20 protein-coding genes, 1 tRNA gene and 2 riboswitches are annotated in these 21,166 nt (G+C 36.1%); of the genes, 16 read left to right on the forward strand and 5 right to left on the reverse strand.

All coding sequences use genetic code 11. The features are described 5' to 3' along the window. Window positions 1-101 precede the first annotated feature (101 nt). The 14 genes from AC3WTI_RS17405 to glcK all read left to right on the forward strand — a co-directional run bounded on the left by AC3WTI_RS17405 (window position 102) and on the right by glcK (window position 14,461). Window positions 102-175: transfer RNA gene (locus AC3WTI_RS17405), tRNA-Ile, on the forward strand. Window positions 176-396: 221 nt separating this feature from the next. Then, window positions 397-1,008 (forward strand): superoxide dismutase [Mn], encoded by a 612-nt coding sequence (sodA, locus tag AC3WTI_RS17410; protein ID WP_001052031.1) that lies wholly within the window; start codon window positions 397-399, stop codon window positions 1,006-1,008. A gap of 116 nt (window positions 1,009-1,124) precedes the next feature. After that, window positions 1,125-2,402 (forward strand): MFS transporter, encoded by a 1,278-nt coding sequence (locus AC3WTI_RS17415; RefSeq protein WP_087956962.1) that lies wholly within the window; start codon window positions 1,125-1,127, stop codon window positions 2,400-2,402. A gap of 109 nt (window positions 2,403-2,511) precedes the next feature. Continuing rightward, a complete protein-coding gene (locus AC3WTI_RS17420; protein ID WP_087956961.1) occupies window positions 2,512-4,632 on the forward strand; it encodes a peptidoglycan D,D-transpeptidase FtsI family protein in 2,121 nt (706 codons plus the stop codon). Between the two features lie 332 nt (window positions 4,633-4,964). Beyond that, window positions 4,965-5,882 (forward strand): phosphate ABC transporter substrate-binding protein PhoX, encoded by a 918-nt coding sequence (gene phoX, locus AC3WTI_RS17425; protein WP_087956960.1) that lies wholly within the window; start codon window positions 4,965-4,967, stop codon window positions 5,880-5,882. A 27-nt stretch (window positions 5,883-5,909) separates the two neighbouring features. Beyond that, the gene (gene pstC / locus AC3WTI_RS17430; RefSeq protein ID WP_087956959.1) at window positions 5,910-6,860 is read left to right on the forward strand and encodes a phosphate ABC transporter permease subunit PstC; all 951 of its coding nucleotides are present in this window, start codon (window positions 5,910-5,912) and stop codon (window positions 6,858-6,860) included. Window position 6,861: 1 nt separating this feature from the next. Continuing rightward, the gene (gene pstA, locus AC3WTI_RS17435) at window positions 6,862-7,728 is read left to right on the forward strand and encodes a phosphate ABC transporter permease PstA (RefSeq protein WP_087956958.1); all 867 of its coding nucleotides are present in this window, start codon (window positions 6,862-6,864) and stop codon (window positions 7,726-7,728) included. Between the two features lie 28 nt (window positions 7,729-7,756). Further along, window positions 7,757-8,572 (forward strand): phosphate ABC transporter ATP-binding protein, encoded by an 816-nt coding sequence (gene pstB / locus AC3WTI_RS17440; RefSeq protein ID WP_000226683.1) that lies wholly within the window; start codon window positions 7,757-7,759, stop codon window positions 8,570-8,572. A 314-nt stretch (window positions 8,573-8,886) separates the two neighbouring features. Next, on the forward strand, window positions 8,887-9,543 hold the full coding sequence (phoU, locus tag AC3WTI_RS17445) for a phosphate signaling complex protein PhoU (RefSeq protein ID WP_087957231.1): 657 nt from the start codon (window positions 8,887-8,889) through the stop codon (window positions 9,541-9,543). 354 nt (window positions 9,544-9,897) lie between these two features. Then, on the forward strand, window positions 9,898-12,252 hold the full coding sequence (locus AC3WTI_RS17450; protein ID WP_087956957.1) for a sugar phosphate nucleotidyltransferase: 2,355 nt from the start codon (window positions 9,898-9,900) through the stop codon (window positions 12,250-12,252). A gap of 69 nt (window positions 12,253-12,321) precedes the next feature. Beyond that, a complete protein-coding gene (rpmG, locus tag AC3WTI_RS17455) occupies window positions 12,322-12,471 on the forward strand; it encodes a 50S ribosomal protein L33 (RefSeq protein ID WP_001265616.1) in 150 nt (49 codons plus the stop codon). A gap of 104 nt (window positions 12,472-12,575) precedes the next feature. After that, a complete protein-coding gene (locus AC3WTI_RS17460) occupies window positions 12,576-13,154 on the forward strand; it encodes a 5-formyltetrahydrofolate cyclo-ligase (RefSeq protein ID WP_087956956.1) in 579 nt (192 codons plus the stop codon). Between the two features lie 103 nt (window positions 13,155-13,257). Continuing rightward, complete coding sequence (locus tag AC3WTI_RS17465) at window positions 13,258-13,458, forward strand: YqgQ family protein (RefSeq protein ID WP_000253699.1); 201 nt, start codon at window positions 13,258-13,260, stop codon at window positions 13,456-13,458. 19 nt (window positions 13,459-13,477) lie between these two features. Continuing rightward, window positions 13,478-14,461: a glucokinase gene (gene glcK, locus AC3WTI_RS17470; RefSeq protein WP_048531179.1), complete on the forward strand. Its 984-nt coding sequence runs from the start codon at window positions 13,478-13,480 to the stop codon at window positions 14,459-14,461. Window positions 14,462-14,543: 82 nt separating this feature from the next. Here glcK and AC3WTI_RS17475 read toward each other — a convergent pair whose 3' ends face one another. Beyond that, window positions 14,544-14,717 (reverse strand): DUF2759 domain-containing protein, encoded by a 174-nt coding sequence (locus AC3WTI_RS17475; RefSeq protein WP_087956955.1) that lies wholly within the window; start codon window positions 14,715-14,717, stop codon window positions 14,544-14,546. A 170-nt stretch (window positions 14,718-14,887) separates the two neighbouring features. On the opposite strand from AC3WTI_RS17475, the gene AC3WTI_RS17480 reads away from it, so the two are divergent. Further along, window positions 14,888-15,517 carry an MBL fold metallo-hydrolase gene (locus tag AC3WTI_RS17480; protein ID WP_000871244.1) on the forward strand — a complete coding sequence of 210 codons (630 nt, stop codon included), beginning with the start codon at window positions 14,888-14,890 and terminating at the stop codon, window positions 15,515-15,517. A gap of 9 nt (window positions 15,518-15,526) precedes the next feature. Beyond that, window positions 15,527-16,639 (forward strand): class I SAM-dependent methyltransferase, encoded by a 1,113-nt coding sequence (locus AC3WTI_RS17485; protein WP_492304383.1) that lies wholly within the window; start codon window positions 15,527-15,529, stop codon window positions 16,637-16,639. A gap of 144 nt (window positions 16,640-16,783) precedes the next feature. Here the strand turns inward: AC3WTI_RS17485 and AC3WTI_RS17490 are convergent, their stop codons facing one another. The 4 genes from AC3WTI_RS17490 to metI form a co-directional block, all read right to left on the reverse strand. Further along, window positions 16,784-17,074 (reverse strand): ArsR/SmtB family transcription factor, encoded by a 291-nt coding sequence (locus AC3WTI_RS17490; RefSeq protein ID WP_000894375.1) that lies wholly within the window; start codon window positions 17,072-17,074, stop codon window positions 16,784-16,786. A gap of 433 nt (window positions 17,075-17,507) precedes the next feature. After that, window positions 17,508-18,020, reverse strand: a complete 513-nt coding sequence (locus AC3WTI_RS17495) for a cysteine hydrolase family protein (protein ID WP_087956953.1) — start codon at window positions 18,018-18,020, stop codon at window positions 17,508-17,510. Between the two features lie 141 nt (window positions 18,021-18,161). Further along, window positions 18,162-19,325 carry a cystathionine beta-lyase gene (metC, locus tag AC3WTI_RS17500; RefSeq protein ID WP_097841208.1) on the reverse strand — a complete coding sequence of 388 codons (1,164 nt, stop codon included), beginning with the start codon at window positions 19,323-19,325 and terminating at the stop codon, window positions 18,162-18,164. Next, on the reverse strand, window positions 19,322-20,434 hold the full coding sequence (gene metI / locus AC3WTI_RS17505) for a cystathionine gamma-synthase/O-acetylhomoserine thiolyase (RefSeq protein ID WP_087957230.1): 1,113 nt from the start codon (window positions 20,432-20,434) through the stop codon (window positions 19,322-19,324). Before metI ends, metC begins: the two co-directional genes overlap by 4 nt. Before the next feature lie 241 nt (window positions 20,435-20,675). Next, a riboswitch (SAM riboswitch) is annotated at window positions 20,676-20,785 on the reverse strand. A 203-nt stretch (window positions 20,786-20,988) separates the two neighbouring features. Beyond that, window positions 20,989-21,098, forward strand: a riboswitch (SAM riboswitch). Window positions 21,099-21,166 lie beyond the last annotated feature (68 nt).

Raw genomic sequence — 21,166 nt, forward strand, 5'->3', positions numbered from 1 at the left:
TGACACTTTTCTTTTCTATATGGTAAATTTATCTTACATTTCTTAAAGGATATATCCGATAGGAATTCCTATATTTGATATATTGTTACATACATAATTGTGGACCCTTAGCTCAGCTGGTTAGAGCAGACGGCTCATAACCGTCCGGTCGTAGGTTCGAGTCCTACAGGGTCCATATCCATTTCACATGTTTATTACGTCAGCAGGAAGCTTCCTTGTAGAAGGGAGCTTTTTTTACGGAATATATGAGCATTTTAATTGAAAAGAAGTGGGAATTTTGCTACTTTAATGATAGCAAGACAATGTGATTTATTTGTTTGCACCCTATGGCAATTAGGGTAGAATGAAGTTGTATGTCACTTAAGTGGCAATACATAAACTGGGAGGAATATAACAATGGCAAAACACGAATTACCAAATTTACCTTATGCGTATGATGCTTTAGAGCCTCACTTTGACAAAGAAACAATGAACATCCATCATACAAAACATCATAACACGTACATTACAAACTTAAACGCTGCTTTAGAAGGTCATGCAGAATTAGCTGACAAAAGCGTAGAAGAATTAGTTGCAAACTTAAACGAAGTACCAGAAGCAATCCGTACAGCAGTACGTAACAATGGTGGCGGACATGCTAACCATACATTCTTCTGGACAATCTTATCTCCAAACGGTGGCGGACAACCAGTAGGCGAACTTGCAACTGCAATTGAAGCGAAATTCGGTAGCTTCGATGCATTCAAAGAAGAATTCGCAAAAGCTGGCGCAACTCGTTTCGGTTCTGGTTGGGCTTGGTTAGTAGTAAATAATGGTGAGTTAGAAGTAACAAGCACACCAAACCAAGATTCTCCTTTAACTGAAGGTAAAACTCCAGTTATCGGTTTAGATGTTTGGGAGCATGCTTACTACTTAAATTACCAAAACCGTCGTCCAGACTACATCGGTGCATTCTGGAACGTTGTAGATTGGAACGCTGCTGAAAAACGTTACCAAGAAGCAAAATAATTATAATAACGATAGAAAAAGCTAGGAGAATGCTCCTAGCTTTTTTCTGTACTTTCCTTTTACATAATTGGGCTTGTCTTTGGAAGACTAGAACATGAAGTAAAGGAGAGTTGTGTATGAAGTGGAAACATGTAATTGGTGACGTTGAAGTGAATCGGGATTTAGTGTTATTACTCCTTATTGGAGGTTTATACACGCTCGCAATTTCTTTATCGAATACGTTTGTTAACATTTATTTATGGAAACAAACACAAAATTATGTGAATCTTGGCTTGTATAATTTGGCCAGCGTTGTATTACAGCCTCTCACATTTCTTATAGGTGGGAAATTAGCGAAGCGTATTGATCGCTCAATCTTGTTGCGAATAGGCGTAGGCACGTTAGCAGTTTTTTTTATTGTTGTTTTAGTAGCGGGAAAAAGCGCTTCTCACTATATTTTATTAATGGGGGCTCTTTTAGGAGTCGGATATGGTTTTTACTGGCTCGCGTTTAACTTATTAACATTTGAGATTACAGAACCAGAAACAAGAGATTTCTTTAACGGGTTTCTAGGACTTCTTACATCCTTCTCTGGCATGATTGGACCGATAGCAGCTGGATACACAATTTCACGTATGGAAAAATGGAGTGGCTATACGGTCATATTCTTTCTTTCGTTACTGTTATTTGCAATTGCTGTTATTTTAAGTTTCTTTGTATCTAAGAGAGAATGTGAAGGACGGTATGAAATTGTACAAGTATTGAAAGAGCGGAAAATTGATAAAAATTGGGGAAGAATTACACGTGCCCATTTTTTTCAAGGGTTAAGAGAGGGAACGTTTATTTTTGTTATTTCAGTGTACGTGTATTTAGCAACTGATAGCGAGCTTGCATTAGGGAAATATAGCTTAGTAAATTCGGCAGTATCATTTGTGTGTTACTATTTAGTCACTCGTATGTTAAAGAAAGAGTGGCGGAAAAAAGCGATATTGCTTGGAGGCATTATTTTATATGCTGTCGTATTTTTAGTTATATTCAACGTTACATACGCAAAATTACTTATTTATGCAGCGTGTATCGCGATTGCATACCCCATTTTGCTCGTTCCATACGGGTCCATGACCTATGATGTAATTGGTAGAGCGAAAAATGCGAAAGAGTTGCGTGTAGAGTATGTAGTTGTTCGAGAACTATGGTTAAATGCAGGAAGAATTTGCTCGATTTTAAGTTTTTTATGTGCTGTACTATTCTTTCCGCCTGAAAAAAGTTTGCCTTACTTATTATGTATTTTAGGTGCAGGACATTTCCTTATTTATTTTGCAGTTAAAAATGTCAAATATGATGAGGGAAATACAAGTAAAACAAGTGTTGTAACGCAAGGGACTGCGCAGAATCAAACAGAACCAGAAGGTTAACTTCTCGGTTGTTTTATGCTAGAATAGAAAAAGATGTAAGACAGCAGTGAGGACACCTGTATGAAGGTGTCCCTTTCACATTACATAGCTGTTGGTAGAGGGGGTTTGTATGAGCAAGAAGCAGAAACAACAAAAGAAAAAGACTCACGTTCCTTTTCGGTTAAACGTGCTGTTTTTCTGCGTGTTTTTAATGTTCTCCGCGGTTATTGTAAGGCTTGGTTATGTACAAATTGTTCGCGGTGAGGAATATAAGAATGAAGTGGAGAGGAAAGAAAACTCGACGATAAGTAATCCTGTACCACGTGGGAAAATATTTGACCGTTTTGGGCGACCTGTAGTAGATAATGCAGCTGTACGTACGATTACATTTACAAAAATGAAAGGATCAACTGCAGAGGCTCGCTTAGAAACAGCGAAAAGGCTAGCAGATTTGATTGAAGTACCGACAGATAAATTAACAGATCGCGATAAAAAAGATTATTGGCTTGCTATTCATAAAGAGGAAGCGAAAGAAAAAATTACGAATAAAGATCGTCAAGAGTTTAAAGATAAAAAAATTGACGATAAAGAATTAGATGAGCGTCAACGAAATCGCGTGACAGAAGAGGAAATGAATCAATTATCCGCAAAAGATTTAGAAGTACTAGCGATTAAAAGCAAAATGGACGGCGGATATGCGATGACGCCACAAGTTATTAAAAAAGATGCTACAGAAGAAGAATATGCGATTATTAGTGAAAACCTAGCAGCATTACCGGGTGTAGATACGAATGTTGATTGGGATCGAAAATATGTTTATGATGATTTATTCCGAAGTGTACTTGGCGGGGTATCAACATCTGATGAAGGTTTACCTAGAGAAAGACTAGATTACTATCTTGTTCGTGATTATAATCGAAATGACCGCGTAGGGAAAAGTTATCTTGAGCAGCAATATGAAGATAGTTTGCACGGTACGAAAGCGGAAGTGAAAAATATTACAGATAAAAACGGTAATATTTTAGAAACGATTAATGTATCAAAAGGGCAAAGTGGTAACAATCTGAATTTAACAATTGATATGGAATTGCAAAAGCGTGTAGAAGAAATTATCACGAAAAATTTATTGAGATATAAAGGGGGACAACCTCTTTTAGATCGTGCATTCGTTGTAATGATGAATCCAAAAAATGGTGAAGTTTTATCTATGGCAGGAAAACAGTTAGTGAATGAGAATGGCGAAACGAAAGTACAAGATTTCGCATTAGGTACGATGACAAGCTCTTATCCGATGGGATCAACTGTAAAAGGTGCGACAGTACTTACAGGATATCAAACAGGTGCGATTCAACCAGGTTCAGTTCAACTCGATGAACCAATCGTATTGAAAGGAACGCCGAAAAAATCTTCTTGGAAGACGATGGGATATATTAATGATCTGACAGCATTAAAAATGTCTTCTAACGTATATATGTTTAAAACAGCGATGAATATCGCAGGTGTTCAATATGTGAGAGGTGGTACGTTAGATATACCGCAAAAAGCATTTGATACGATGCGATATTATTTCGGACAGTTTGGACTAGGCGTAAAAACAGGTATTGATTTACCGAATGAATCAGCGGGCCAAACAGGTAAAGGAATTCAGCCAGGTTTCCTATTAGATTTATCAATTGGACAGTATGATACGTATACACCACTTCAATTAGCACAATATGTTTCAACAATTGCAAATGGTGGTTACCGTATGCAGCCGCAAGTTGTGAAAGAAATTCGTCAACCGGCAGTGAAACCAGACGAAGTTGGAAAAGTGGTTCATTCAATGGAACCGAAAGTGCTAAATCGTATTGATATGCCTGAATCACAAATTAAACGTGTTCAAGAAGGATTTAGACAAGTATTTAACGATTCTGGTGGTACAGCTACGAAATACTTTGCAGGTGCACCATATAAAGCGGCTGGTAAAACAGGTACAGCTCAAACTGTGTATGGCGGAGATAAAGAGATTGGTAGAAAGGCAAACGGTGAGCGTAAAGAAACATATAACTTAACGTTAGTAGGTTATGCGCCACTTGAAGACCCTGAAGTAGCATTTTCTGTTGTTGTACCTTGGGTAGATGATAAATCAGGTATTAACGGATATATTAGCCGTGACATTATGGACGCGTACTTTGATTTGAAAAAAATAGAAAATGGTGAAGCTACAAAAGAGGAAATAGAAAAGAAAAATAAAGAGCAAGATGATGAATAAAAAAGTTGTAAAAAAAGCACACTATCTGAAAAGATAGTGTGCTTTTTTTTATGGTTCATGCATACGTTTTAATAAAGTGGACAAGCGTATCATATCGGGAAATTAAGGGACCTCGCAAATGATACGTATGCATTTCCCTCTGGAGGATAACAATTTTATGAGCCCATTATCTGTGAAGAGGAACGGTGGATACGGATTCAAGTTTTACCTTGTGTTGATTCTTGTGGAACTTTACAAAACTTTTACAAACAATTAAAACCGAATTAATAGTTTAGCAGTATTCTTATATCTGTAATCCTGTTATTTCCGGTTACTTCTAGGAGGAAGAACACGTGAAATGGATAAGTGCATCGATTAAAGTTTTTATACTGTCGACATGTTTTCTTTATGTTGGCACGTCTACTGCATTTGCTGTGAATGAAATGGGAGAAGTGAGAGTTGATGGATCCTCAACGGTTTTTCCTATTATAGAAGCGGTAGCGGAGGAATATACAAAGGTGCATCCAAACGTGAAAATTTCCATCAGTGTTTCTGGAACAGGAGGAGGATTTAATCGTTTCAGTAAAGGAGAAGTAGATATAAATAATGCTTCGAGAGTAATGAAACAAGTGGAAGAAAATGAAATGAAGAAAAACTCCATTCAGTTTACACCATTTGAAGTCGCTTACGACGGTCTTACAATCGTTGTAAATCGCCAAAATACTTGGGTAGACAATATGACGGTAGACGAGTTACGTCTATTATGGAGTGAAGATGGAAGCGAAAAGCGATGGTCACAAATTCATTCTTCATGGCCACGCGAACCGGTGAAGTTTTATGCGCCAGGTGTAGACTCTGGTACGTATGATTATTTTCAAAACGTCATCTTACAAAATAATCGCATTGTAAAAAAAGTCTCTTTGTCTGAAGATGATCAAGTTATTATGCAAGGGGTAATGAATGATAAAAATGCCATTGCTTTTGTAGGATATGCTTATTATATGGCCAATCGAGATAAGGTGAGAGCAATAAAAGTGGATGGTGTGCTTCCGACGAAAGATACGATTCAATCAGGTAAATATAAGCCATTATCTAGGTCGCTATTTGCTTATGTAAATGATGCATCTATCCGAAATAAAATGAATGTAGAAAATTATGTTGAGTTTATGATTCAGCATGTTGGTGATCTCGCTGAAGAGGTAGGATATGTAAAATTACCAAAAGAAAAATACAATGAACAGCTGCGGATGTTAACAGAAATAAAAAAGTAATGTCAGGGTGGAAAGGGGTTTTCATCTTTGGCTTATAATGACAAAAGTCAAATTACATTTTCTGTACAACATTTGATTGAGAGAAATACAAAACAAAGAAAAAAAACGCAGCGAATCAATCGAATCGTTCCATTGTTACTAAAAATAATTGCTAGCGTGTCTATTGTGACGACACTTGGAATTATTTTTACATTGGCAAATGAAACATTGATGTTTTTTCAAAAAATACCATTACTCTCCTTTTTGACGGGAAAAGAATGGTTACCTTTTTTTGAAGATCCTAAATTCGGTATATTACCACTTATATGTGGAACGGTACTTGTAACAGCAATCGCTATGCTCGTAGCAATTCCTATCGGTTTAGCGTGTGCTGTATTTTTAAGCGAATATGCTTCAAACGGTGCAAGGAAAGTATTAAAACCGATGTTAGAACTATTAGCAGGTATTCCGACAATTGTATATGGTTTTTTTGCATTAACAGTTGTCACACCGCTTTTACAACGGGTTATACCAGATTTACAGTTTTTTAATGCGATTAGTCCGGGTATTGTTATTGGCTTTATGATGATCCCGACAATTGCATCTTTGTCTGAAGATGCAATGAGAGCTGTAGCGAAAGGGACGAAAGAAGCTTCGTTAGCACTTGGAGCAACTCGGTTTGAGATGGTAAAACAAGTCGTGTTTCCTTCGGCTTTTACAGGGATTATGGCAGCGATTATATTAGCTGCTTCCAGGGCAATTGGTGAAACGATGATCGTTGTAATTGCAGCGGGATCCACGCCGAACGTATCGCTCGATCCGACACACTCTATTCAAACACTAACAGCTTATATTGTGCAAGTGAGTTTAGGTGATGCTCCGCATGGAACAATTACGTATTACAGCATGTACGCTGTAGGGGCAACTTTATTCTTGTTTACTTTTATCATGAACATCATTTCGCAGTTTATTATGCGCCGCTTTAGGAGGGGGACATAATATGCGAATGTTGAATCATAAAAAAATACAAGAAAATATGGCATCACGTTTTTTTAAAGATCGAGTTTATAAAATGTTATGTTATCTAGCTATTTTGTTTTCAATAGTAATACTGCTTATTTTGCTTTTTCAAATTTTCGAAAAAGGTATAAGTTATCTTTCGTTAGATTTCTTTACAAACTTTGCTTCGCGTAATCCGAAAGAAGCTGGGATTGCTGCAGCATTGTCAGGAACGATATTATTTATGAATATTGTTATACCAGTCTCCTTTATATTTGGAGTCGGGACTGCTCTTTATTTAGAGCAATATGCGAAGGAATCTATATTTAAAAAGGTAATAGAAATTAATAATCAAACGTTAGCAGGAGTACCATCTGTCGTATTTGGATTACTCGGCTTAACTATTTTTGTATATGCTCTTCATTTAGGTGAGAGTATTATTGCGGCGGCACTGACGATGAGTTTACTCGTCTTACCTACAGTTGTAGTAGCAAGTCAAGAAGCGATACGATCTGTACCAAGTTCATTATTAGAAGCTTCTTACGGATTAGGTGCTACGAAGTGGCAAACGATGTATCAAGTTGTATTGCCATATGCTTTCCCGGGAATTATAACGGGTTGCACGTTAGCGATATCAAGAGCGATTGGAGAAGCGGCACCGCTATTAGTTATTGGGGCACTTGCATTTGCAAATTATGTTCCATTTAGTATGTTTGATAGATTTACAGTTTTACCAATTCAAATTTTTAATTGGATGAGTAGACCGCAAGAAGAATTTCAGTATGTAGCAGCTGCTGGAATGATTGTTTTGTTAGGTTTGTTGCTCTTTATCAATATATTTGTCCTATGGTTACGGAATCGAAAATAAGTTGGAAATGGATGAAAGGGGAATTCAAATGGTAGCAACAGTAGTAAATGTACAGGTGAAAAACGAGGAGAAAATCGAGACTGCGCCAAAGAAAGTAGTATTTGATACGAAAAACTTAAATTTATGGTACGGAGAAGACCATGCTTTAAAAGATATTAATTTAAGCATTCATGAGAATGAAGTTACAGCAATTATCGGACCAAGTGGTTGTGGTAAATCCACGTACTTAAAAACATTAAATCGCATGGTAGAGTTAGTACCAATCGTGCGAACTACAGGCGTAATTGAATATAGAGAGCGCAATATATTTGATAAATCATACCCAGTTGAAGAATTGCGAACACATGTAGGAATGGTGTTCCAAAAGCCAAATCCATTTCCAAAATCTATTTATGAAAATGTAGCATACGGCCCGAAGATTCATGGTATTAGCGACAAGAAAACATTGGATGAAATTGTTGAAAAAAGTTTACGTGGAGCAGCAATTTGGGATGAGTTAAAAGATCGTTTGCACGATAATGCATACGGCTTATCTGGTGGACAGCAACAGCGTCTATGTATCGCACGTTGTTTAGCGATTGAACCAGACGTTATTTTAATGGATGAGCCAACATCGGCACTAGATCCAATTTCAACATTAAAAGTAGAAGAATTAATTCAAGAATTAAAGAAAGACTTTAGCATCGTTATCGTAACGCATAACATGCAACAGGCAGCACGTATTTCAGACAAAACTGCTTTCTTCTTAAGTGGAGAAGTTGTGGAATATACAGATACAAATAAATTATTTACGACACCTTCAGATAAGCGTACAGAAGATTATATTACAGGCCGATTCGGTTGATGTCGCTAGTAAGGCTAAGAGTAAATACCCTCTTAACAGAGGGTATTTCTTATTTTATCCCGCATTTAACGGGCAGTAAGACCCCCACCTCAAAATTCAGCGAAAGCAAAGAAGTAAGGTGGGGGATCAACTGCCCGTAAAAGCCCGATTGGTGAGGGCTGATAATCAGTGGGGGATGAACAAAACCCCCACTGATTAAAGTTTCACTTTATTGAAAAGGAATACTTCTCCTATGTAAGGGTGATTACAGAGATAAGAGGCCTTACATAGGAGATTTATATATAATGGCACATAATATTGAGGGGGAAGAAACAATGGTAAGAGAACAATTTCAATGTGATTTAAAAACGTTACAACAAAAGGTGATTGAGCTTGGTGAACTAGCGAGGGAAGCTTTATTGCTTGCTATGGAAGGTCTTCATAAAAGGGATGTAGAGAAAGCGTTAGAGGTAATAGATGGTGATTATCGTATGGATAATTTAGAAGAGGAAATAAATGATCTTGCACTTATGCTTATTACGAAGCAGCAACCTGTAGCAAGTGATTTAAGAAGGATTTTTATTTCAATTAAAACAGCGACAGATCTAGAGCGTATTGCAGATCATGCCGTTAATATTGCGAAATCAACAATTCGTCTTGGGGAAAAAGAAGTGGTTGTTAGTTTGCACAATCTTGATGAAATGTTTGCAATTGCAAATAAGATGTTACAGTTAGCATTAGATGCATATGAGCAAGAAAATTTAACTTTTGCGAAACAAATTGCTGAAATGGATGATTCAGTTGATGAAATCTATGGGAAAGCGATTCGTGAATTTATATCTTCAGTACCAGAACAACCAGAAGCAATTACGCAAATTACACAATTATCATTTGTAGCGAGATATATTGAGCGTGTAGCAGACCACATTACAAATATTGCTGAAAATGTTTTTTATTTAGTAAAAGGAAAGCATTACTTATTAAATGAATAAAGAAAAAAGCAGGTGAAACATCACCTGCTTTTTTTAGTCAAAACATGACAAAAAAAGCTCATTGTTTCCTTTAGTTTATGATGATAAGATGTATCATAATATAATGGAAAAAATAGGACATATATGTTGTTCGTTTAGTAAGTAATATTTTACTAAGTTAATAGTAAGCGCTTTCTTTTTATGTTTAAAAGGTACTTGTATATAGGAAGCTATACTGCTTGTCAGCCATCAACGGGAGATGAAAAAATCCCTACTATTTAAAGTTTCATTTTATACTGCTAGTTAATGCGGGCTAGATAATATACATATCGTATATGAAGTTACTGAACATTATATAAGTGGAGGCTGAAGTATATGAAGGGGGTTATTTTAGCTGGAGGAAAAGGACGACGCCTTAGACCATTAACATGTAATACTCCAAAGCCGATGTTGCCATTATTAGAGAAGCCAGTTTTGGAATACAATATTGAATTATTACGTCAGCATGGTATTCGTGAGATTGCCATTACTGTTCAGTATATGAGTACGGCCATTAAACAATACTTTGGTGACGGTAGCAAATGGGGCGTCAATTTGTACTACTTTGAAGACTCTCCACCGCTTGGTACTGCTGGAAGTATTAAACAAGCGGAAAAATTCTTGGATGAAACGTTTGTTGTCATAAGCGGGGATGCGTTAACTGATTTTCAATTATCAGAAGGCATTGCGTTTCATGAACAAAAGAAAAGAATGGTAACTATGTTTGTAAAGGAAGTAGAAAATCCACTCTCATTCGGTTTAGTTGTAATGAACAAAGAACAAGAGGTTACACGATATATAGAAAAACCGAGTTGGAATGAGGTAGTTTCTAATATTGTGAATACAGGTATATATATTATGGAACCAGAAATTTTTTCTTACATACCGCCCCGAGAATTTTTTGATTTCAGTCAAGATGTGTTTCCATTATTGGCAAATAAGAATGCGTTATTTGCATATTTGTCAGAAGGCTATTGGTTAGATATCGGTACATTTGATCAATATCGACAAGCACAATTTGATTTGTTAACGAAAAAATTACAAGTACCTATTCCTTATACGGAAGTATTGCCGATGGTATGGATGGGGGAAGGGGTGACGATTGGAAAAGGAACGAAAATTCACGGTCCCTCTTTTATTGGAGAAGGAGCAAAGATTGGTGCTGGAGCTGTAATTGAACCATACTCTATTATCGGGAAAAATAGTATTGTTTCAAGCTATTCTCATCTTCAAAAAAGTATTGTTTTTGCAAATGCTCACATTGGACAGTATTGCGAGTTATTAGAAACGACAATAGGAGAGCATACAATGGTCGAAGATGACGTTACATTGTTTCAAAAAAGCATAGTAGCGGATCATTGTCATATAGGGAAGAGTACGGTAATTAAGCAAAAGGGAAAACTATGGCCATATAAGGCGATTGACAGCTATTCGGTAGTAGGATCGGCTGGTGTTCAAGAAAGTGAAAAAAGTGCAGGATGGTTGCAAAAAAGCCGGATAGTAGGAAGAGGTAATGTTGAAATCACTCCTCAATTTATTGTAAAGGTTGCGATGGCGTACGGATCTCTTTTTGCCAAAGGAGAAAGTATATTAATCGGGAGTCAGGAACATATAGAAACGACCTCTTATAAAAATCTCTTTCTTCATGCGATTCATGGTATCGGAGTTCATACGATGGAATGCAAAGAAATGAACGAGTCGCTTTTTCAGTATAGCATTCAGGATTTACAATGTGCAGGTGGGGTTTTCATTCAAGTAGAAAATGAAAAAGAGGTTGTTATAAAGTTGTATGGCAAGGATGGGGTACAATTAACGTATAAGCAGCAAAAAGCGATAGAACAAGTCTATATGTCTGAGTCGTTTTATTACGTATGTGAGAAGGAAATGGGGCGGAATAAGCTAGTCCACGTTTCTTTACATGATTATATAGAGGCTGTATTAGAACGCATTGATATTGAGAAAATACAAAAACAAAAGTTTCATCTTCTTATCAATAAGAGAAATGATATGTTACAACATTTACTTATGCTCTTTTTGCAAAGGCTCGGATGTACAGTTACGTGGATTTATGCGGGAGAACAAAAGGATCATGTGAAAGCTTTGATGAAATCAAGTAAGGCAAATATGGCGCTTATGTTTTCAGAGCAAGGAAATTATTTCGAGTTATATGATAATCATAGTAATATTTACCAAGGAACAGATTTTGAAGAGGTAGATATTCCAGATTTATTACTTGAATCGACAGGAAATATTTACCCAATGTCTTTGAAATTAGGAGAGTGTTACCTTCTATTTTATACGCAAGATGAAAAAAAGTCGTTTCAAGCGAGATGGAAACGAGATATTTTATATCGAATAGGAAAATTATTTGAGCTAATAGCATTGCAGGGAAAAACGTTTCTCAGCATAGTAGAGCAATCGCCTCCGCTCTATCTACTTTGTGATGAAGTTGTATGTTCATGGAATGAAAAAGGGAAAGTAATGAGGAAATTATTGGCTGATATGGAAAGAAAGGAAGACGGTATATTTGAAGGAGTACAGTTCAAATATACCGAAAAAGAGTGGTCTTATATCGTTTCTGACACAAAACAACCGAAATTTTTAGTGTATTCACATGCTAGAAACCCAGTAATAGCAAGGGAAAACATGAAAAATCTTATAGAAAAAATTAGACAATATCAAAAGGTGTAGAATTTTTATTTTAAAAGTGGTATTATAGTATAGTCTGATTTAAGTTATTAGTACTGGAGGGAAATAAGAATGCGTGTGAATATTACTCTAGCATGTACAGAATGCGGAGATCGTAACTATATCTCAAAGAAAAACAAACGTAACAACGCTGAGCGTATCGAGCTTAAAAAGTATTGCAAGCGTGACAAGAAGTCTACGTTACACCGTGAAACAAAGTAAGCAGTAGGAATATTTTCCTACTGTTTCTTTTTTTATTCGATTCCTCTGTTAAAAGTGATACACTATCATCGTAGAGAAAAGTATCACTGTGAGGGGGAAAATGTGTGAGAGAAGAGAAAGTACGTTTACGTAAACAAATAATAGAGCACATGAATTCTTTATCAGAAGAACGGTATACAACTTTATCAGAGCAAATTGCATGTTCGTTGTATGCGCAAAAAGAGTGGACTGAAGCTAAAACAATCGGAATCACTCTCTCAATGGAAAATGAAGTGAATACGTATCCTATTATTGAAAAAGCTTGGGAAGAAGGCAAGAAAGTTGTTGTCCCGAAGTGTAATAAAGGAACACGAACAATGTCCTTTAGGAAAATTAGTAATTTTGATCAATTAGAAACGGTGTATATGAATTTACGTGAACCAATTCCAGTAATTACGGAAGAAGTGAATGCAGATGAAATTGATCTTCAAATCGTGCCGGGCGTAGCTTATACGGCGCGAGGAGAACGGATTGGATATGGCGGTGGCTATTATGATCGTTATCTTGTGCATTATAAAGGGAAAACGCTATCATTAGCGTATAGTTTTCAAATGGTAGAACATATTCCAGTAGAGCCGTTTGATAAAAATGTAGAAAAAATTATTACAGAAAAAGGAACAATGGTTAAAAATGGGCTTGTATAGACAAATAAAAATTGACGAGACTTTTTCTTCTTGATTATAATAAAATATGTGAACGTTTTCTTATTATAATTTTTTATAGTAAGTGAGCATAGAGGGTGATAAAATGGTATCTATTTATGATATTCAGCAATTGCTAAAGAAATTTGGTACGATTATTTATACGGGTGATCGAATTGCAGATTTACAATTAATGCAAGATGAATTGCGTGAATTAAATCAATCACAGCTAATCGATCCACAAGACTATCAAACAGCTTTATTTTTATTGAAGCAAGAAATTCAAAAAGAGCTAAATAAGAATTAGATAAAGGTAGGTAAGCAACATGGAAGAGAAATGGTTAGTTGGTGTTGACCTTGGTGGTACAACGATTAAATTAGCATTTATTAATGTGTACGGTGAAATTTTACATAAGTGGGAAATCCCTACGAATACAAATGAGCAAGGAAAACATATTACACTTGATGTAGCGAAAGCTATTGATAAAAAGTTAGAAGAGTTAGGCGAATTAAAAAGTAAGTTAATCGGTATTGGTATGGGAGCTCCTGGTCCTGTACACGTGGCGTCTGGAATGATTTATGAAGCGGTTAACTTAGGATGGAAAAACTATCCGTTAAAAGATTTATTAGAAGTAGAAACAGGATTACCTGTTGTTATTGATAATGATGCAAACTTAGCAGCGCTTGGTGAAATGTGGAAAGGTGCTGGTGAAGGAGCGAAAGATTTAATTTGTATGACTCTTGGTACTGGCGTTGGTGGCGGTGTAATTGCCAATGGTGAGATTGTACACGGCGTAAGCGGTGCTGCTGGTGAGATTGGACACATTACAGTCGTTACAGAGAACGCTTTCCCATGTAATTGCGGGAAGTCTGGTTGCCTAGAGACTGTAGCATCTGCTACGGGTATTGTGCGTGTTGCTATGCAAAAAATACAAGAGACTGATAAAGAAAGTGTTCTACGTTCTATGTTAGCAGAAGAAGGGCGTATTACATCAAAAGACGTATTTGAAGCACATGGACAAGGTGATGAACTAGCAGGCGAAGTAGTAGAAAAAGTAGCTTCTTATTTAGGTTTAGCTGTAGCGAACCTTTCTAGCACGTTGAACCCAGAGAAAATTGTTATTGGTGGAGGCGTTTCTAAAGCTGGAGATGCACTATTAGAACCAATTCAACGCTACTTCGAGCAATATGCTTTCTCACGTGCTGTAAAGAGCACGAAGTTAGCGATTGCAACACTTGGTAACGATGCAGGTGTTATCGGAGGAGCTTGGCTTGTAAAAAAGCACAAATACGAAGCGAAGATGATATAAGTTGTGAATTATGAAAAGAGGAAGGGGAACCCCCTTCCTCTTTTTGTGTTGAGATCTTGATGAAGAATAACATGTAAATGAATTAAGCTGCTGGTGGGTACCCGTTATATAGAACAGTCATAATTGTAAACCATCCGAAAACGAGTACAGTTGCAATTGCAAAGCCGCTTGCGAAAAAGTTCTTTTCACGAAGTGTTCTAAGCGTAGCAAATACAGCTAACAGAGTGACTAATGCAAAAATAATAACAAGGCCCATACAATATCCTCCTCTGTCTACCCATTCCTAAATATGAGTTTTTAGAATATTAACTCTTTTATATTGTACATGTTTTAAAAATGATTGTCGAGATAGCATCCTTTCTTTTCCTAAGAGAAAAAAATGTTGTATCATTGAAAGTAAGTTTAATAATTGGAGGAGATTTTCATATGAAATGGATACAAATGCCGTTAGGCCCATTACAAACGAATGCTTATATTTTAACGAATGATCAAAATGAGTGTATTATCTTTGATCCTGGTCATGAAGGAGAGAAGCTCGTTACATATTTACAAGAAGAACAATTAAAGCCACTGGCTGTTTTATTAACACATGCTCACTTTGATCATATTGGCGCTGTTGATGCGGTAAGAGACGCTTTTCATATTCCTGTGTACGTACATAAAGAAGAAGCAGATTGGTTAGGCGATGCAACTGTAAATGGTTCTCAAATTTTTATGATGAATCGCAGCATTACAGCAAAACCAGCAGATCATATTATTGATGCAGAAGGTGCATTAGCAATTGGCTCATTTAATTTTGAAATTTTTGAAACGCCAGGACATTCTCCAGGTAGTATTTCTTATTACTGTAAAGAGGCGAATGCTGTATTTTCTGGAGATGTATTGTTCCAAATGAGCATTGGAAGAACAGATTTACCTGGTGGAAGTTTTGCTGAATTAATTGGAAGTATTGAAGAGAAATTATTTGTATTACCTGATGAAACAGCGGTGCTATGTGGACATGGTCCAGAAACAAGCATTGGTTTTGAAAAAGAAAATAATCCATTTTTACAGTAAGGAGCTAGTATGGAGATGGAGCTCATTTTAAAAGAATGGATGGAAAAAGAAAAGGATTATTCAATTTCATACAGTACATATATGAACCTCGCATTATACGCAGAGGAACATGGATATTATATGAAAGAACGTGAAAAAATCGGAAGACAAGGGGACTTTTTTACAAGTAGTAATGTATCCTCTGTTTTTGCAAAAACCTTTGCTAAGTTTTTTATTCGTCTTGTTGAAAATGGTGAAGTTGTTCCGAATATTTGTGAGATTGGTGGGGGAACAGGGAGGTTTGCCTATGATGTTTTACAAGAGTGGAAGCAATTATCTCCAGAAACCTTTATGGATTTAAACTATTCAATGATTGAAATGAGCCCTTTTCATAGAAAATTACAGCAGAAAAATCTTTATTCGTTTTCTAATGTGTCATATTATACGTCGCATAGTGAAATGGGAGAATCATTCGAAGGGATTCTTTTTTCGAATGAGTTATTTGATGCATTTCCTGTTGAAGTAATTGAGAAGAGAAATGGAATATTGTATGAAGTACGTGTTACGTACACAGAAGAAGGGGAACTTGCAGAAGTATGTAGACCGTTACATAAACGAATTGGTCGATACTTATTAAAATATAATATTCATCTTGTTGAAGGCCAGCGTTTTGAAGTGCCAATTGCGATGGAAGAATATATAAAAGAAATGGCGAAATGGTTTCAACGAGGTGTATGTATTACAGTTGATTATGGATATACAAAAGAAGAATGGATGCATCCTGCACATCGGGAAGGAAGTTTAAGAGGATATTACGATCATAAGTTAATCCGTAATCCTTTAGTACATCCAGGTAAAATGGATCTTACTACTCATATTCATTGGGACGAACTGAAAGAGATGTTTAGCTTGCAAGGTATGCATACAGTATGGCATAAGAAGCAATCTGAGTTTTTGTTAGCAGCAGGAATATTAGAGCAGCTTACGAATCATCAAGATAGGAACCCTTTTTCTGAAACGCAAAAACAAAATCGAGCAGTTCGTTCTATGATTTTGAGCGGAGGATTAGGGAGTGCATTTGATGTTGTTATACATACGAAACATATGCAACAGTTACAATTGAATCGGTATTTGAAAATATAAAAAAACAAGACACAGCATATTTCTGTGTCTTGTTTTTTAATACGACTTATGTAGCATCATATATTTCCTCTCATGATATATATTTATATTAAAGATATGAGATAAAAAATATAGAATACGTCCTTTTTCTCTGTTTATGAGTCCCTAACCCAATAATACGCGAACGAGTTGAATAATTGTCTCGTTTTCTACTTTGTAATAAATTTCCAATCCTTTTCTTTCACTTGAAACGATTTTAGCACTTTTTAATTTTGCTAAATGCTGTGAAATTGTAGATTGTGGCATGTTTAAGCCAGTGTACATTGTAGAAACGTTGCTTGGACCACGTTCAATTAATCCTTTTACAATACATAAGCGAACAGGATGAGCAAGTACTTTCAATAATTCTGCATTGCTTTCATATAGTTCAATTTCTTTTTGAAAGGTTTCTAACATGTTCTTTTCCACCTCCGTGTGAGCTGTTATACCATATTATACATATCAAAAAATTAAAGAAAAGGAAACAGTTGTTGCAGAAAAAAAGTCCTAAAGTAAAGAAATTGTAAGAAAAGAGACCCTGATGTAAATAAAGTGGATGATTTAGCATGGTTTTGTAAAATGACATTTTTGGGTGAAAATTTAGATGCGTTTTAAAAATTGAAAGATATAGATATATTTGTAACACAATTTTATCATGATTTTCTTATTCTTTCAAATGAATATACAAAATTTTTAAAATAATATGACAAAGGAATTATAATGGTATATATAGAATATAAAACAGGTTAAAAGAAAAGAAGCTGAATGTAATCAGCTTCTTTATGGTGAAAATGAAATGTTTGAATATAGCTGATAAATCTTAGAATTACCAATACATTAGTTATGTATTCTAGATTTCATCTTGCATCAACTTTAAAAATCTGTGGTTCCATATATTCTCATAAAAATCAATTGTCTCTTTTGCGGACATAAATGGATTATTTAATGTAGAGGTAGCTTTCTGTACCATAAAGTTTTCGTATCCTAGTCCATGGGAAAACTTAATCGTAGCATCCATGCAGTACTCTGTTTGGGCACCACAAAATTCAATACGTTGTACAGATAATTTCTCTAAAATCTCTTTTAAGTTTGTTTTATAAAATGAATTGGCATGTGTTTTTCTTACAAAAAAATCTTGTTCCTGAACATCTAAATCAGCATGAATATCCCAAAGTTCTTTTTCGGGAACTAAATCATCATCACAGTGTTGAACAAAAATGATTGGTTTATTTGATTTTCTGTATGAAGAAATTCTTTTATTTACTTTTGTAAGTAGCTTTTGTAAATCGAATAAATGCTCCTCGCTATAACATACTCCATTTTGTAAATCGATAACGATTAAAACATCTGCACAAGTATCCATTATTTTTGCTCCTTTTTTTATTTCTTAATATATCAATTAATTTATTACTTGGAAATAGATGGTCTCTTTCGTTTTTTTATGAACTATACGAGACAGCATAAAAAAAGATATGAAAGCTTAATTTCATATCTTCTTTTTTCTCTATGCATTTACAGGTTCTTCTACATAAGAAAGGGCATTTTCAAAATCGGATATTAAATCGTCAACATTTTCAAGACCGACGGATAACCGAAGTAATGAATTCGAAATACCTCTTTCATCGCGAGCTTCTTGCGACAGTGCTGCATGTGACATTTTAGCCGGGTAAGAAAGAATGGATTCGACAGCTCCTAGACTAACCGCAAAGACAGGTAATTTTACTTTTGATAAAAATTGGCGGAGTGCGTCTTCTGATTGTAAAGTGAAAGATAGGACGGCTCCTGCTGATGTAGCTTGAGATTGTTGAATATCAAATCCCATATGTGTTTGTAGGCCAGGATAGTAGACATTTTGAACTTTAGTGTGGTCTTGTAAATAATGTGCAATTTTATTGGCGTTAGCCGCTGAATGCTCAAGACGTACATGCAATGTTTTTAGGCCGCGAAGTACGAGAGAACAATCTTGCGGGCCTAAAATCGCGCCGAATGCATTTTGTAAAAATCCAAGTTTTTGAGCGAGTTCGGTATCTTTTACAACCGCTAATCCGGCAGTAACATCACTATGCCCGGCAATGAATTTTGTAGCACTATGAAGAACGACATCGGCGCCAAGATCAAGTGGTTTCTGGAATAGTGGTGTCAAAAATGTATTATCAACAAAAGTAAGGGCGTCAATAGATTTTGCAAGTTTAGAAACAGCACGAATATCTGTCACTTTTAAAAGTGGATTAGAAGGTGTTTCCACATAAAAGAGTTTTGTATTTGGCTTAATATTTTGCTGTATTTCATCTAAATTGGTCATATCAACAAATGTATGTGAAACACCGTAACGGGAGAGAACCTCAGTTATGATTCGATAAGTCCCTCCGTATACGTCTTCTGAAATGAGTACATGATCATCTTGTGAAAGGAGGAGGAATGCAGTAGAAATTGCTGCAATTCCTGATGCGAAGGCGAACCCTTTTGTTCCGCCTTCTAATAAAGCAATGATATCTTCAAGCGCTTCACGTGTTGGATTACCAGAGCGGCTATAGTCATATTTCCCGAACGTATCTACATCAAATTGGTGGAATGTTGATGTATTATAAATGGGAACGTTAACAGCTCCTGTTTGCGAGTCATGTTTATATTGGTTGTGTAGTAAGAGTGTATCTATAGAATAACTCATATTCTTACACCTTCTTTTACAAGTTTAATGGCTTGCTGTAAGTCTTGAATTAAATCTTTACTATTTTCAATGCCAACGGAAAATCGAAGTAGACGATTACATACACCGTTTGCTGTTCTGATTTCTTCAGGAATATCAGCATGTGTTTGCGTTGCTGGATAAGTCATTAAACTCTCTACACCACCGAGACTTTCAGCAAATGTAATTAAGGATAAAGATTGTAAGAATGGATTAATCCACGTTTCATCTTTTAGACGAAATGAGATCATACCGCCTCTTCCAGGATAAAATACATCTGGCACACCGTCTTCGTCATTTAAATAAGCGACAACTGCTTTTGCATTTTCTTCATGTTGTCTCATGCGAAGCGCTAATGTTTTCATACCGCGGATTAATAACCATGAGTCAAATGGGCTTAAGACCGCACCTGATGCATTATGATAATGGGCGATTTCCTCGCAAAGTTCTTTTCCTTTTGCAACGACAAGTCCGCTTAGTACGTCGTTATGTCCTCCTAAATATTTCGTTGCGCTATGAATTACAATGTCGGCGCCTTCTGTTAATGGCTGCTGTATATAAGGTGTGTAGAATGTGTTGTCTACGATAAGAAGTAGTCCGTGTCTTTTCGCTACAGTTGCGACAGTGGCAATATCAGTAACTTGCATTAATGGATTAGTCGGAGTTTCTATGAAAATAGCTTTCGTTTCAGTTGTGATAGCTTGCTCAATTTGTTTAATAGATTGTGTATTTACGTATCTACATCGAACATTCCACTTTTTTTCATGCTCAGAAAATAATCGATAAGTCCCGCCGTATAAATCTTCAGATACAATAAGTTCGTCTCCAGAACGGAATAGCGAAAGGACGAGGAGAACAGCCGCCATTCCAGAACTACAGGCATAACCTTGCTCGCCGTATTCTAAGTCTGCGATTGCCTGCTCTAAAAGACCACGGGTTGGATTTCCAGTTCTTGAATAGTCAAAGCCAGTAGATTTACCAATTCCTTCGTGACGATAAGCAGTTGAGAAATAAACAGGTGGGTTAACAGTTCCTGTTGTAGTTTCGCTCCGATTTCCGATTTGCACTAGTTTTGTTTCAATAGTTGACATGTAAAAATTCCTCCTTTTTAAATGAACAATTAAGTGAATGTAAAGTGAAACTTTAATCAGTGAGGGATTCATCCCCACTGATTATTAGCCCTCACCAATCGGGCTTTTACGGGCAGTTGATTCCCACCTAACTTCTTTGTTTCAGCTGAATTTTGAGTTGGGAATCTTACTGCCCTCAAATAGCGAGGTAAAATAAAAAAAGCCTTCTAAGAAGAAGGCTTTCGGTTTGAATAGAGTCTTCTTCTCATCTGTCAAATCTTTCACAATTTGCTGGAATTAGCACCTTATTAACAAATGTTAATGGTTGCTGAGGCGTCATAGGGCCAGTCCCTCTACCTCTCTAGATAAGAATGTTCGTATGAAATTTTATTATGTTTTTAACTTTACAACAAAAGATAATTGAATTGCAACTTTATTTTAAATAATTTTTATTTTTCCGCAAGTGTCATTGACTTTTGCATTTGTGCGTGCTAAATTTATTAAAAAATTAACAAACATTGTTAAAAGGGGAACGCATTTCCTTTTAGCTACATAAATAAAATAATAAAGACAAACTCTTATTGAGAGCGGTGGAGGGAAAGGCCCTGTGAAACCCAGCAACCTTCAAACGAAATGTTTGAAACGGTGCTAATACCTGCAAAACGAATGTTTTGCATAATAAGAGGAGGATCGATTATGTCCCCCTCTTCAAAGTGAAGAGGGGGTTTTTATATTGATAGAAATGAGGGAGAT

This window comes from Bacillus sp. EB106-02-03-XG38 (genome assembly GCF_058792175.1).

Coding starts and splice junctions, on each gene's coding strand:
- phoU (WP_087957231.1), top strand. CDS start 8,887: ATGGTAAGAGAACAATTTCAATGTGATTTAAAAACGTTACAACAAAAG.
- metC (WP_097841208.1), bottom strand. CDS start 19,325: ATGAGTTATTCTATAGATACACTCTTACTACACAACCAATATAAACAT.
- metI (WP_087957230.1), bottom strand. CDS start 20,434: ATGTCAACTATTGAAACAAAACTAGTGCAAATCGGAAATCGGAGCGAA.
- AC3WTI_RS17475 (WP_087956955.1), bottom strand. CDS start 14,717: ATGGGCCTTGTTATTATTTTTGCATTAGTCACTCTGTTAGCTGTATTT.
- glcK (WP_048531179.1), top strand. CDS start 13,478: ATGGAAGAGAAATGGTTAGTTGGTGTTGACCTTGGTGGTACAACGATT.
- AC3WTI_RS17480 (WP_000871244.1), top strand. CDS start 14,888: ATGAAATGGATACAAATGCCGTTAGGCCCATTACAAACGAATGCTTAT.
- rpmG (WP_001265616.1), top strand. CDS start 12,322: ATGCGTGTGAATATTACTCTAGCATGTACAGAATGCGGAGATCGTAAC.
- AC3WTI_RS17465 (WP_000253699.1), top strand. CDS start 13,258: ATGGTATCTATTTATGATATTCAGCAATTGCTAAAGAAATTTGGTACG.
- AC3WTI_RS17495 (WP_087956953.1), bottom strand. CDS start 18,020: ATGGATACTTGTGCAGATGTTTTAATCGTTATCGATTTACAAAATGGA.
- AC3WTI_RS17450 (WP_087956957.1), top strand. CDS start 9,898: ATGAAGGGGGTTATTTTAGCTGGAGGAAAAGGACGACGCCTTAGACCA.
- AC3WTI_RS17420 (WP_087956961.1), top strand. CDS start 2,512: ATGAGCAAGAAGCAGAAACAACAAAAGAAAAAGACTCACGTTCCTTTT.
- AC3WTI_RS17415 (WP_087956962.1), top strand. CDS start 1,125: ATGAAGTGGAAACATGTAATTGGTGACGTTGAAGTGAATCGGGATTTA.
- sodA (WP_001052031.1), top strand. CDS start 397: ATGGCAAAACACGAATTACCAAATTTACCTTATGCGTATGATGCTTTA.
- AC3WTI_RS17490 (WP_000894375.1), bottom strand. CDS start 17,074: ATGTTAGAAACCTTTCAAAAAGAAATTGAACTATATGAAAGCAATGCA.
- pstA (WP_087956958.1), top strand. CDS start 6,862: ATGCGAATGTTGAATCATAAAAAAATACAAGAAAATATGGCATCACGT.
- pstB (WP_000226683.1), top strand. CDS start 7,757: ATGGTAGCAACAGTAGTAAATGTACAGGTGAAAAACGAGGAGAAAATC.
- AC3WTI_RS17485 (WP_492304383.1), top strand. CDS start 15,527: ATGGAGATGGAGCTCATTTTAAAAGAATGGATGGAAAAAGAAAAGGAT.